The 13,350-nt window shown below is 47.6% G+C and carries 11 protein-coding genes; 8 read left to right on the forward strand and 3 right to left on the reverse strand.

The window, feature by feature from the left end; all coding sequences use genetic code 11:
* The first annotated feature begins 12 nt into the window (after nt 1–12).
* Nucleotides 13–945: a 4-hydroxy-3-methylbut-2-enyl diphosphate reductase gene (gene ispH / locus ACJJIO_RS12700; protein ID WP_444908663.1), complete on the forward strand. Its 933-nt coding sequence runs from the start codon at nt 13–15 to the stop codon at nt 943–945.
* A gap of 27 nt (nt 946–972) precedes the next feature.
* Here the strand turns inward: ispH and ACJJIO_RS12705 are convergent, their stop codons facing one another.
* Nucleotides 973–1,485: a GspH/FimT family pseudopilin gene (locus ACJJIO_RS12705; protein ID WP_444908664.1), complete on the reverse strand. Its 513-nt coding sequence runs from the start codon at nt 1,483–1,485 to the stop codon at nt 973–975.
* Between the two features lie 208 nt (nt 1,486–1,693).
* Between ACJJIO_RS12705 and ACJJIO_RS12710 the strand changes: the two genes are divergently transcribed.
* Genes ACJJIO_RS12710 through ACJJIO_RS12735 form a run of 6 tightly spaced genes read left to right on the forward strand, consistent with a single transcriptional unit; the run spans nt 1,694 to nt 8,447 of the window.
* The gene (locus ACJJIO_RS12710; RefSeq protein ID WP_444908665.1) at nt 1,694–2,251 is read left to right on the forward strand and encodes a GspH/FimT family pseudopilin; all 558 of its coding nucleotides are present in this window, start codon (nt 1,694–1,696) and stop codon (nt 2,249–2,251) included.
* A gap of 11 nt (nt 2,252–2,262) precedes the next feature.
* Nucleotides 2,263–2,691 carry a type IV pilus modification protein PilV gene (gene pilV / locus ACJJIO_RS12715; RefSeq protein WP_444908666.1) on the forward strand — a complete coding sequence of 143 codons (429 nt, stop codon included), beginning with the start codon at nt 2,263–2,265 and terminating at the stop codon, nt 2,689–2,691.
* A gap of 3 nt (nt 2,692–2,694) precedes the next feature.
* Nucleotides 2,695–3,828, forward strand: coding sequence for a PilW family protein (locus ACJJIO_RS12720; RefSeq protein WP_444908667.1), 1,134 nt, complete (start codon nt 2,695–2,697; stop codon nt 3,826–3,828).
* 14 nt (nt 3,829–3,842) lie between these two features.
* On the forward strand, nt 3,843–4,391 hold the full coding sequence (locus ACJJIO_RS12725) for a pilus assembly PilX family protein (RefSeq protein ID WP_444908668.1): 549 nt from the start codon (nt 3,843–3,845) through the stop codon (nt 4,389–4,391).
* A 23-nt stretch (nt 4,392–4,414) separates the two neighbouring features.
* Nucleotides 4,415–7,996 (forward strand): pilus assembly protein, encoded by a 3,582-nt coding sequence (locus tag ACJJIO_RS12730; RefSeq protein ID WP_444908669.1) that lies wholly within the window; start codon nt 4,415–4,417, stop codon nt 7,994–7,996.
* A 10-nt stretch (nt 7,997–8,006) separates the two neighbouring features.
* Nucleotides 8,007–8,447: a type IV pilin protein gene (locus ACJJIO_RS12735; protein ID WP_444908670.1), complete on the forward strand. Its 441-nt coding sequence runs from the start codon at nt 8,007–8,009 to the stop codon at nt 8,445–8,447.
* Nucleotides 8,448–8,505: 58 nt separating this feature from the next.
* Here ACJJIO_RS12735 and ACJJIO_RS12740 read toward each other — a convergent pair whose 3' ends face one another.
* On the reverse strand, nt 8,506–9,912 hold the full coding sequence (locus ACJJIO_RS12740; RefSeq protein ID WP_444908671.1) for a sigma-54-dependent transcriptional regulator: 1,407 nt from the start codon (nt 9,910–9,912) through the stop codon (nt 8,506–8,508).
* Between the two features lie 131 nt (nt 9,913–10,043).
* A complete protein-coding gene (locus ACJJIO_RS12745) occupies nt 10,044–11,624 on the reverse strand; it encodes a sensor histidine kinase (protein ID WP_444908672.1) in 1,581 nt (526 codons plus the stop codon).
* An 89-nt stretch (nt 11,625–11,713) separates the two neighbouring features.
* Between ACJJIO_RS12745 and ACJJIO_RS12750 the strand changes: the two genes are divergently transcribed.
* Nucleotides 11,714–13,342: an NAD+ synthase gene (locus ACJJIO_RS12750; protein WP_444883720.1), complete on the forward strand. Its 1,629-nt coding sequence runs from the start codon at nt 11,714–11,716 to the stop codon at nt 13,340–13,342.
* The last annotated feature ends 8 nt before the right edge of the window (nt 13,343–13,350 follow it).

A 13,350-nucleotide genomic window follows, 5' to 3' on the forward strand; every position in this document is an offset into this window, starting at 1 on the left:
GCTGAAGTAAAAATGCAAATCCGACTGGCTAATCCCCGTGGCTTCTGTGCCGGCGTCGACCGCGCGATTGATATTGTTAACCGTGCCTTAGATGTCTTTGGTGCGCCCATCTATGTACGTCACGAGGTGGTACATAATAAGTTTGTGGTGGAAAGCCTGCGCGAGCGCGGTGCCGTGTTTGTGGACGAGCTGTCGGAAGTGCCCGATGATGTTATCGTTATTTTCAGTGCCCACGGTGTATCCAAAGCTGTGCAAAGGGAAGCAGAAGATCGCAACCTGCGTGTATTCGATGCCACCTGCCCACTGGTTACCAAGGTGCATATCGAAGTCAGCAAATTCAGCAGTGATGGCGCCGAGTGCATACTAATCGGCCACGCCGGACACCCGGAAGTAGAGGGCACTATGGGTCAGTATGATGGCACCGCTGGTGGTGCTATCTACTTGGTCGAAGACGAGGAGGATGTGGCCAAGCTAAAGGTGAATAACGAGAATAATCTCGCATATGTTACCCAGACCACCTTATCCATGGATGATACTGCCCGGGTAATCGATGCCTTGCGACAGCGCTTTCCCAACATCCGCGGCCCGCGCAAGGATGATATCTGCTACGCTACCCAAAACCGCCAGGACGCTGTTCGCCAGCTTTCTCTGGAGAGCGACCTGGTGTTGGTTGTGGGTAGCCCCAATAGCTCCAACTCCAACCGCCTGCGCGAACTGGCTGAGCGCTGTGGTGCCGATGCCAAATTAATCGACGGCGCTGTTGATATTGATGCCGGTTGGCTCGCGGGCAAAAAATCCATTGGCATCACCGCCGGGGCCTCGGCTCCAGAGGTGTTGGTGCAAGAGGTGATTGGCAAATTGCAACAGCTTGGTGCCACCGTGCCTGAAGAGATGGATGGGTGTGAAGAAAATATCCGTTTTTCTCTGCCCAAGGAGCTCCGCTAAATCCTAGATATTTAAGTTGAATGCCGATTATGAACAATCATTCTCGTCCGCCTCTTCAATCCGCATTCGTCCGCCGCTGGATAAAATAAAGGCCTTCCCTCGGTTATTTTCCTGGCTACATATATGTAGTGTTCCCATCTGCAGAGCCCCTTCTGGAGAGCCTGCCTTACGGCTCTCCCCGGTACTTATAAAGGAAATGTAATCCTCAACTGGACTGTTCGTTTTAATAAGGACTTTATCTAGGGCTGCACTACTAAGAATCAATAACTCTTTGTCTCCCCGTTCTCCGTTATTATCGCTATCGGCAAAAATTTCCCAGCCTTGTTCCCAGCTTCCCAGGTTTCGCATTGTTACCCGCTGGTTGCGAATGATGGCGTTTGTTCGGGTAAGCTGTACAGCAGTAAAGAACTCCTCGGTAGAGGTTTGCAGACGGGTGTTTTCTAGTAATTGTGTAAAGCTTGGCAGACCGATTAAAAGAAGTATCGATAATAGCGCCAAGGTGATTATCAATTCGAGTAGTGTAAAGCCCTGCTGAGTCATGCCCCTTCTCCTAGGGTTGTTTAGACACAGGTCTCAATTTCTCGACCATTGAATCTGCTGAAATCGCCGCTTGTCGAGCCCTATTGGTATGGTGATGGCGGCAGTGCTATTTTCGCGAATATAACTCTAGGTGAATCCTTCTTCTAGGCGCGTGGCGGCTGAGGAAACTCAAAATTATTGGTACAAATTACATATTAAGTAGGAATACATGCGGTATAAGCAGAGCCAACACAAACGCTGTTTGCTGCAGCGAGGTTTTACCCTGATTGAGCTGATGGTTACTCTCGTAGTGCTGGCCGTTCTGGTAAGTATCGCAGCACCGAGTTTTACAGACATGATTAACAACAATCGTGCCGTTGCTGTTTCAGAGAATTTTACAGGAGCCCTAAGCTACGCTCGCTCGGAGGCAATTAAGCGCGCTGGACGGGTATCTATTTGCGCGAGCGCAGATGGGGCGAACTGTACTGCAGCTGATACCTGGTCCCAGGGCTGGATGGTATTTGTGGATACAGCAGCGACAGATAACAGTACAAATTTCGGAATATCGCAGATATTGCGTACCTGGGAGGCTGATGACAATGCCGTTATCACCGTTAAGCAGGGTGCTGCTAATACTAATTTCTTACGTTACACCACCCTTGGTACTTTGGGGCGCTTTAATGACACTACGGTTACCACAAAAGTAACGGGTTGCACGGGCACTAGTGCACGGACACTAGCAATTACAGGTTCCGGCATGCTTAACGTATCCAAATCCAGTTGCTAAGGGATATCTCAATGCAATTAATAAATAAGCAGCGCGGTGTTGGTCTTATTGAGGTTATGGTCACGGTGTTGATCTTATCAACCTCATTACTCGGACTAGCTGCACTGCAAAATAAGGCTCTGCAGTACAACCACAGCGCCTATATGCGCTCTCAGGCTAATATTCTGGCCTATGACATTTTAGATCGAGTTAGGGCCAACCGTAAAAAAATTGCAGATTATAAATTGGCTGTGACGGCAAGCACGCCAACAAGCAGCTCGAGCTTGGCTGGAAGGGACCTAATTGAGTGGAGGCAACTGTTGGGTCGCCAACTACCAAATGGAACCGGAGGAATTACCTGTGATAGCGATGGTAATTGTACGGCAACTATTAACTGGGGAGAGCAAGACTCTACTGCTTCTGATGGCACGACCAGTTTTGAATACATGACACGGATTTAAGCAATGAATTTACTCAAGCAGAGGGGTATTTCCCTGGTCGAGTTAATGGTCTCGATCACAGTGGGCCTGGTATTAATGGCGGGTGTGGTGCAACTTTTTCTGGCCAGTAAGGTGACTTTTAATAGCCAAAGCGCTATTGCCCGGGTTCAGGAAACTGGGCGTTTGGCAATGGATTTTATTGCTGAGGATCTGCGAATGGCGGGTTATATGGGCTGCGCGGACTTTTCTGTGACCAGGCTTGATAATCACCTTAAAGATACAACAGCGCTGATTTATCGTTTTGAGTCCCCTATTGAAGGTGTTGACGAGGGGATTACTGATAAAAGCTACCCAGCTGGCCGCCTGAGTAGTACCGATGCACTGATATTACGTAGCGCCAATAGCAATACGATGGGACTGCAGGGGACAAATACCGCTGACCGTATTTATATAGAAAATACTGATTTCGAAGAAAAAGCCTGCCCTAATGATAAGGATAAATATAGTGGGTTCTGTGAGGGTGATATCGTAGTAGTTGCTAGTTGCTCAAAAGGAATTGTCTTTCAAGCGACAAAATTTGAGTTCGCGAATAAACTGCCAACTGATGACCTTTCGGAAACTACTCCGCAAGAAACAACACAGCAGGAAGGGGATGAGGAAACAGCGGGTAAAAATGCGAAGTACATAGCAATTTATCACGAGGCAATAGATGGCTTTAAGCCAGGTAATATTAAAGCTGAGTGGGAGGTTGAACAAGGGAGTGAATCCTTTGGAGGTGACTCTCAATTACTGAGGGTAAATACCGCTTTTTACTATATTGCCAATAATACTGCTAGTGGCCGTCCAGGCCTATTTCGTGAGGTCAATGGCGATGTACAGGAATTAATGACTGGTGTCGAGGATATGCAGTTGAAATATGGCCGGGATACCAATAATGACCGCGCCCCCGATGAATTTGTAGATGCAAAGGATATCCCAGCAAGTGACTGGAATAAAGTTACTGCGATCAAAGTTGAGCTGTTAGTAGTTTCTACGGATGACAACGTTTTAGATGAGCCCCAGAAATATACGTTTAACGGAAGTCTGGTTAGCGCAAAAGATCGGAGGATGCGTCAAGTATTTACCAGTACGATTGCGATACGTGGACGTATGCCCTAATGGAGTTTTCAACAATGCGACATAAAGTAGTTGCCCCCAGAAAATTAATACGCCAGCAGGGAGCTACCCTTCTGGTTGGCCTAGTTATTTTATTGTTAATGACTTTTATAGGCCTCGCTGCTATTCGTGGCAGCGGCATGCAGGAACTAATGGCCGGTAATATGCGCGATCGGCAGTTGGCATTCCAGGCCGCCGAGGCAGGGCTGCGGATTGCAGAAGAAGACTTGGCTGTCGAAATAGCTAAAGCCGTAACTACCCGATTTGATGGTTCGAATAAAGGATATAAGGATGAGTTAGATGGTTCTTCGAATACTGGCTACTGGCTGACTTATGATTGGTCACAAACTACTGTCGCAGATATTACTTTGAAGGGCGTGAAGAGTAAGCCGGTTTATTTGGTGGAAAGAATCACAGAGCAAGTTAGAAATTCCGGTGCCGATGGTGGTGCAATAGATTTCAATCCTAGTAGGGGTCTAAAACAGTATTATCGAGTAACTAGTCGTGGGGTGGGCGGTACGGATACCGCAATAGTAATCTTACAGTCAAATTTTCAGCCATTCTAATTTCTGTGCTCGGATAAAGTGTTATGTTGAATATTAAAAAATATATAAAACAGAGCTCCGTGTTGATTTCAGCTATGTTAACCATAGGGATGACACACTCGGTGTTTTCAATGGATCTCGCCCAGCAGCCGCTTTTTTTACAGACTTCTGCCGACCCTAATATAATGTTTATACTGGATGATTCAGGGTCCATGCAATTTGAAGTTACACCTTCAGAGGTTGCATATATTTTCGACCCAAATGCAAGTAATCACTGGCCTTATAGAACAGTAATGTATGTGTACCCGAACAGTGACTTAAACTCGAATGGCAGCTTTCCAGGCTGCCCTTATGCTGAGGGTAAAACTAATAGTTGTGATTATTGGGATGGAGGTTATGGTAGGCTGATCCCATCTTTTAGTAAAAACAATCGTTGGGCTGCTTACTTTAGATCTTCTCATAATAACAAAACTTATTACAATCCCAATATTCGCTACGTTCCTTGGGTTGATAAAGATGGTAAGCAATGGCCTGATGCTGAACCTACAAAGGCATATCATAATCCCCAAAATAGAGAAAAAGGTTGGAGAAATTTAACCGAGTTAAATTATCAGAGTGCTTGCTGGATTGCTAATGATGCCAGTGAAAATTCCACTACACGATATGAAAATGGTTTTTGGGGGCTTTGCGAAGGTGGCAACCGAGACAGTTTGAAATATTTTTATCCTGCCACTTACTTTCAGTACGATGGCAGTGGGGATATAAACGATATTGATAGCTATTCTCGCATACAGATTACAAGGAGTAGAAATACTTACCCCCGCAGTAGTGCTCGGACTGACTGTGCAGCCGAGGGGTATTGTACCTTTGAAGAAGAGTCCAAAAACTTCGCCAACTGGTACAGCTATTATCGCTCACGAATTTTGATGTCTCGTGCGGGTATTGGTAAGGCCTTTGCTGCACAGGGAGAGGGGCTCAGAGTTGGCTTTGGGAGTCTTAATTCTTCGAGTAGGACAGTCGATGGTGAAAGTACAGCAACGATAAGAAAAGGGGTGCGAGCTTTTGCGGGCGATGACCGCGCCACCTTTTTTGATACGCTCTACGGTTTAGATATACCAAGGGCAGGTACCCCACTCTTAACTGCGTTAGATAATGCAGGCAAGTATTATCGACGTACAGGTAATCAAGGTCCGTGGTCAGGAGATCCAGGCGATACTAATGACAGTACTCCCCAGATAGCTTGTAGAGCGGCCTATACCATCTTAATGACTGATGGCTATGGAAATGATTATTCATCTGTATCGGCTGATAATTATGATGGTAACAATGGCGCTCCCTTCGCAGACTCCTACAGTGGTACTCTGGCAGATATCGCGATGAAGTACTATGAAGAGGATTTACACCCAACTCTAGCCGATCACCTGCCTGTTAGAGAGGGAGCATTGGATACGGCCAAGCACCAGCATATGGTCACTTTTGGGGTTGCTCTTGGTGTTACAGGGACAATCAGCGATACAGATAGTGTCTTCGATAAGATTCTCAAAAAGGAAGTTCAAAGTTGGCCTAATCCGACAAATTCTAACTCTAGTAATGCCAGTAAGCTAGATGACTTGTTACATGCATCGGTCAATAGCCGCGGAGGTTTTTACAGCGCGGGGGATCCTACTAGCTTTGCTAACCAGCTTACTGCTGTACTCACCGATATTAGTGGTAGATCCGGCTCAGCCTCGGCAGTCGCGGCCAACTCCACGCGATTGGGAACCGATACTGCGATTTTTCAGGCACTCTTCGATTCCAATGATTGGAGTGGTGAAGTTCGTTCTATCAAAATGAATGAAGATGGTACTCTAAAGAGCATTGCTACTTGGAATACTTCTGAGGCCGGAAAAATACCCACCAGTGCTAGAAAAATTAAGACTTATAATCCGAACTCCGCCACTGGAACCAGTATGGTTGATTTTGCCTGGGACTCTTTGAATGATGCGCAAAAAGCGGCGCTCAAAGGAGGGGATGATGAGACGGTTGCTCAGCAGCGCTTAAATTGGGTTGCAGGACAGACGATTGATGGTTTGCGCATTAGGTCTAAATTACTCGGGGATATAGTAAATAGTACACCGGTTCTTGCCGATAACCGTGATCAATATTACTCCTTATTACCGGCTAGCTTGGGGGGGAGTAGTTATGCAGACTATTTAAGTAATACTAAAACTAGTAGCCGTACTGAGGTGCTTTATGTAGGTGCGAACGATGGTATGTTACATGGTTTTAATATCAGTAATGGCGCTGAGCTTTTTGCCTATGTTCCAACAGGTATCTATGACAAATTAAAATATTTGGCAGCTAGTGACTATGGTTCTGAGAGTAATCCGCATCAGTATTTTGTAGATGGCCCCCTGTTTGTGGGTGATGCTTATTTCAAAAAGAATAATGCCGGTAATGCAAAGTGGATGAATATCCTGGTCGGTACCTATGGTGCCGGTGCCAAGGGTTTATTTGTGTTAGATGTAACCAACCCAAGTAGCCCTGAGGTGCTTTTCGAGTTGGATTCCGCTGTAGCTGGATCTAATATCGGTAATATATTAGGTCGTCCTCTAATTGTACCTACTAAAGCGGGTTGGAAGCTCATCTTTGGAAATGGTTATAAATCATCAACGGATAAAGCGAGCCTGATAATAGTTGATCTGTCAAATCCCTCTGACATAGAAGTGATCCCAACTTCTAATAGTACCGGCAATGGTTTGGCTGAGCCATCTTTGTTGATTGATGCGAAGGGGCTGGTTAACACTGCGTATGCTGGTGACCTTCTGGGGAATCTGTGGAAGTTTGATCTCAGTGACAGTGACAGTGACAAATGGGACGTATCATTTCGAGACGGTGATGGTGATGATGCTGCACGACTTTCTCTATTTACCGCCACAGATGTTAATGGAAACCCACAACCTATTACAGCAGCCCCTACTCTGGGCGCTAACCCAAGGTCCAGTGATTCAATTATGGTGTATTTCGGCACAGGGCAATATATGGCGAGTAGCGATAATGCTGCCGGTACGGTGATCAATAGTTTCTATGGTTTCGAGGATATTGGGGAAAGGCTTGAGTTCAAGGCTGTTGAGGACACAGATGGTAATCCTATAGATAAACGAACCGGTTTGTTGATGGAGAAAAAGATCGTTGAGTCAGGAAATTCTCGTACAATCTCAAAAGATAAGGATGAGTGGTGGGGGGATGACCTGGGAAATAAAAAGGGTTGGTTCCTGGATTTTGGTGCTATTGCTAACGGAGATGGCGAGGATAAAGGTAGTACTGGAGAACGTATTATCAGTAAGCCACTACTTGTGCGAGATAGACTGATCTTCCCGACTTTGATTACCTCTAGTGATCCCTGTGATTATGGTGCTACTGGTTGGACTATGGAGTTAGTGGGTGTTGGTGATGCCCGTTTTATAAACTATGGTATTTTAGATAATCCTAATACAAAACAAACAAGCGCGAGTACAGGGTATTCAGGCTATATTACTGCGGGGCGCAAAGTTTATATTCCCTATTCAGAGACTTCTGGAGAATACGGAAATCATACTGGCGGCATTTCTACCCCTTCTGCGCGCTTGTCCTGGAGAAAATTTTAGAGTGTCTACAATGACGATAGTAAACCTAAAAAAAAATCGTGGCTTCACTTTAATAGAGCTAATGATTGTTGTAGCTGTAATAGGTATCATTTCTGCTATTGCCTATCCCTCTTATATGGAGTCCGTACGCAAGAGTAATCGTGCGGAAGCAAAAGCAACCCTCAATGATGTGGCGCAGCGTTTACAGCGCTGCTTTACCGCTTATAGTTCTTATAATAATGATAACTGTGCAGTGAAAGGGGAAATAACGGGTGGTAAGACTTTAAATTCGGAGAATGGCTATTATTCGATATCCGGGGCATTGACTACAACTACCTTTACATTGACAGCTGCTACTGTTTCCGGGTCAGTTCAGGGTGGGGATAGTGATTGTGCGAATTTCACCTTGAACCAGGCCGGTGGGAAAAGTGCAAAAGACAACTCTAGTAAAGCAGCCGGAAATTGCTGGTAGTGTATAATTGAAAAAATTGAGAAGAGCCGGATAGTTATAATTCGGCTCTCTTTTATTTTTAAGTCTCCAACCCCAACTTCTTCAACCGGTATCGCAGTGAGCGAAAGCTGATACCCAGTTTTTGAGCTGCGGCGGTACGGTTCCAGCGAGTCTTGGTGAGTGCGCTTTCAATCGCTTCTTTTTCAATATCCTGCAGGAATTCATCTAGGGAGTTGTACTGGCTGGGATCAAAGCGATTTTTTTCTTCCGATTGGTTTCTATTTAAGGCTTCACCTTTAGTGCTGGTAGAGGAAGCTTCTCGATCACGCGTTTGCTCATCCCTCTCCAGTAGCAGGTCATCAAGGCATATTTCCTGATGATCGCATAGGGTAAAGGCGCGTTCGAGGATATTTTCGAGTTGGCGAACATTACCGGGGAAGGGGAAAGCCTGTAGGGCTTGCATGGCATCGGTAGAGATACTTGGGAGCATTATCTCTGAATTCTGGGCAATACGCTGCATAATGGCATCGACCAATAAGGGTATATCTTCACTGCGCTCGCGTAGAGGGGGTGTGGATATTTCGATTACATTGATGCGGTAATAGAGGTCACTGCGAAAGCGCCCTTCGCTGACCTCTTTGGCCAGGTCCTTGTGAGTAGCGCTGAGGATACGTACATCGATAGGGGTTTCCTGGCTTGCGCCTATAGCCCGAATGCGTTTTTCCTGTATCGTACGCAAAAGCTTGACCTGCATATCCAGAGGTAGGTCGGCAACTTCGTCGAGAAATAGAGTACCGCCCTGAGCGCTCTGTAGTAGACCTGCTTTGTCTTTATGTGCGCCGGTAAAACTGCCTTTTTTATGCCCAAAAAACTCGCTCTCCATAAGTTCAGCGGGAATGGCTCCACAGTTAATGGGGACGAAAGGTTTGTCGGCACGGGCTCCCTGGGAATGAATGGCCCTGGCAGCCAGTTCTTTGCCTGAGCCCGATTCGCCACTGATATAAACCGGGGCATCACTGCGCGCTACTTTGGCTATCTGTTCGCGCAGCTTGCGCATATTGGGGGCTTCGCCTAAAAGCAGCTGTTTCGCGCTCTTGCTCTGTTGTGGATCTCGCTCTCTATTCAGGCGTAGGGCCAGCTGAGCAAGGTTGCGCAGCCGCTCTAAATCGACCGGTTTACTGACAAAGTCAAATGCGCCGAGCTTTAGCGCCTTAATGGCAGTATCCATATTGCCGTGCGCGGTAATCACTGCGGTGGGCAAGTCTCGAAGAACACCACTCTGGATATGCTCGACTAGCTGTAGACCATCGCCATCTGGTAGACGCAGGTCGGTCAGGCAAAAATCGTAGTGGTTCTCTTTAAGCAGGCGTGTTGCCTCCGCTAAGCTGGCGGCGGTGTGACAGTTCACATCCATGCGCTGCAGAGTGAGTGTGATTAGTTTGCAGATATCCGGTTCGTCATCGACAACCAGGGCCAGAGGTAGCATCAATTCTCTGTCTTTTCTTGTTTTGTGGAGATTGTGGGCAAAGGTGCCGATTCTGATTATGTCAGAAATTCTTTACGAATATTCTCATACATTTTGGGAAATATTCCTGAGCAGAATCAAGTCACATTCTTTTAGTGAGCAAATTCAACTCTAAAGCAACTCATATCATCCCTGCTGCGGCAGTGGTAGAGATTGGCCTGATTGGTTTCACAGAGTTCTCGGGCAATATAAAGACCCAGACCACTGCCGCGGTTGCCGGTGGTGAAAAAGGGCTCAAAAACCTTGTCTTGGTGTTCCTGTGGAACCCCTGATCCTTGGTCTTTCACATCCAATTGAGTACAGCCGCGCTCAGGATTGTAGTACACGCTAATTGAAGCGTGTCTCTTGCCGGAGGCTACTTGAGAGTGGTGCAGGGCATTGTCGGTTAAATTGGTGATCACCTGGGCCATTTGAGCCGAGTCAAACCTGGCTTTGAGGGGGTTCTCAGGTAAGTCGAGCTCAACTTGATCTGCCCCAATGGATCCGGCGCTATAGTCTTGGATCAACTGTTGTAGCCAGCTACTGATGTCATGTTCCTGCGGATCGCCTGCCCGGCGCCGCGAGAGTTGCATAACATTTTCGACGATCTGATTAACCCGCTGGCTCTGCCTACAGATGATCTCGGTGAGATAGTGATCTTCCTCTGCCAATTGGGAGGATTCAGACAACAGTTGGGCAGCATGGCTGATAGCCGAGAGAGGGTTGCGAATCTCATGGGCGATGGAGGCGGTGAGATGTCCGAGAGAGGCAAGTTTCAATTTCTGTGCAGCTTCGGCCAGCTTGCGATTATCTTCTACGAATACCAGTGTACTGTTGCCGCTTTCATGCTCGAGCTTCGCGAAGTTTAGGTGCAGTTCTCTACCATTGTCCCCTTGTAGCAGTGAAGTATCGGGTCCTTTAGTATCGCGCCACTGGCGAATCGACTGGAGTACTGAGCTCCCTGCGAGGCTTTCAGCGTGTAACTGCTCTCCCAAGAGCCGTCGGGCTGCCTGATTTATCAGCTCGGGCTGGCCAGTAGGGCCCATTACCAGTACTCCGGTGCCCATACGCTCAATAATCAGCTGCGCCAGCCTCTGAAGGTGTGCAGCTTGGCGGCTTTGCTGGTCGGCGCGAATATTGGCACTACGAATACGTACAGACAAATACTGTAATGCGCTCACCGTGGCGAATAGCAACAGGCCTAAGCTTCCTGCGGCAACAATATCCTGACTAGTGCCTTTACCTGAGATCAAATTATACAACTCTAGGCCGATGACCCCGAGACTTGCCAGCGCCGCGAAGAAGGCACTCATTCGGCGGTCTAAAAGAATAGATCCGATTGAACAATTGATTAGCAGTAGATAGCCGAGACCGGAGTTCAAGCCACCACTGGATTCAATTAAAAGAAGGAAAACCAGAATATCGCAGGCCAGAATGATACCAATTTGGCCTGTGCCTACTTGATAGGCCTGCTGGCGTAAAAAAATTAACCAGCCAAAGTTAAGTAGGGAATACACCACGCTTGTATATAAGAAAAGTAGCGGTGCAGTATCTCCAAGGGCGCCGGCTCCTATATCCGAATAGAAAATTCCAAGTAACACTAGGGCGATAGATAGCCGATAAATTGCGCAAATTCGCAATAGCTCATGGTGTTGAAAAGAGGAGGTTGTACTGGTGTCGTTGGCACTACTCAAGGTGGTTTCCCGGTATGTTGTTATGGTGACCGCTGCCGTTAGAGCCCACAGGGGTTACAATGGCGGCCTGTCTTGTCCGAGGTTTAACCATGTCTACTTTGCAGCTAGTGCTGGCACAAATCAATTCTCTCGTAGGAGATATCCCAGGTAACACCGCTCGAGTAATTGAGGTGGCTAACAGGGCTCACCGAGAATTGGGTGCCGATCTGGTCCTTTTTCCCGAGTTGACTTTGTGTGGCTATTCTCCAGAGGATTTACTGCTGCGTCCCAGTATGCAAACTCGAGTTGAGGCTGCACTGGAAGCATTGAAAGCTGTTCAACTGCCCTGTGCAATTCTGATCGGCTATCCCCGTCATCTAAACGGCAAGCTATTTAATATGGCGGGCCTGATTGCCAACGGAGAGTTGGTGGCGGAGTATGCCAAGCAAAAATTGCCAAACTATCAAGTATTCGATGAGAAGCGTTATTTCACCAAAGGTGATCAACCTTGTGTCGTGGATATCAAGGGTATTTCGGTAGGCTTTAGCATTTGCGAGGATATCTGGCATCGGGAACCCATACAGCAGACCGTAGAGGCAGGGGCCAAATTGATTCTGAATATCAATGCCTCTCCCTTTCATCGCGGTAAATCTCTTCAGCGACAGGAGTTGATATCCACTCAGGCACGTGTAGCGGAAACACCAATTGTGTATGTGAATTGGTGTGGTGGTCAGGATGAGCTGGTCTTCGATGGGGGTTCAATGGCTGTGGATGCCGATGGACAGATCTGCGCCAGGGCAGAAGAATTTGCCGAGCAGTTACTGCCCGTATCGGTTTCCCAGCAGAGTGGAAGAGTAACCCTATTACCCGGTGAGGTGGCGCCTCTTATGGGGGATCTGGCATCGGTTTATCAGGCGCTGGTACTGGGAGTACGCGATTATGTTAATAAAAATGGTTTTAACGGTGTGGTACTGGGACTCTCAGGTGGCATTGACTCGGCTTTGACCCTGGCGATTGCCGTGGATGCATTGGGCAAAGATCGGGTGGAAGCAGTGATGATGCCATTCCATTACACTTCAGATCTGAGTAAGACTGATGCCGCCGATCAGGCGCAGCGCCTTGGCGTGAATTATCGGGAAATTGGAATCGAGCCCATTTTCGATGCCTTCATGGGGGCATTGGCGGAAGAATTTGCTGGTAGTGCGAGAGATACCACCGAGGAAAACCTGCAGGCGCGGGCTCGCGGAGTATTGCTTATGGCGATCTCCAATAAGAAGGGGGCCATGGTACTGACCACCGGTAATAAGAGTGAAATGGCAGTCGGTTATGCGACTCTTTACGGAGATATGGTTGGGGGCTTCAACGCGCTAAAAGATGTGCCCAAGGTACTGGTGTTTGAGTTGGCGCGCTATCGAAATACGGTCTCGGAAGTCATTCCTGAAACTGTTATCACACGACCGCCAAGTGCTGAGTTGGCCCCAGATCAGGCGGATACCGACAGTCTGCCTCCCTACGAAGTGTTGGATGAGATTCTGAATCTCTACGTCGACAGAGACTTCAGTGCCGAGCAAATTGTTAAGCAGGGATTTGAGCGCAGCATTGTGGAGCGTGTGGTGCGCCTGGTATCACGCAATGAGTACAAGCGTCGCCAGGCTGCCGTGGGTGTGCGGATTTCAGAGCGGGGTTTTGGCCGAGATCGGCGCTACCCGATAACCAATGGTTGGAAGGCCGGCGAGTAAGCTGGACT

The sequence above is a fragment of the Microbulbifer mixtoriginis (SeqCode) genome, from assembly GCF_052467235.1.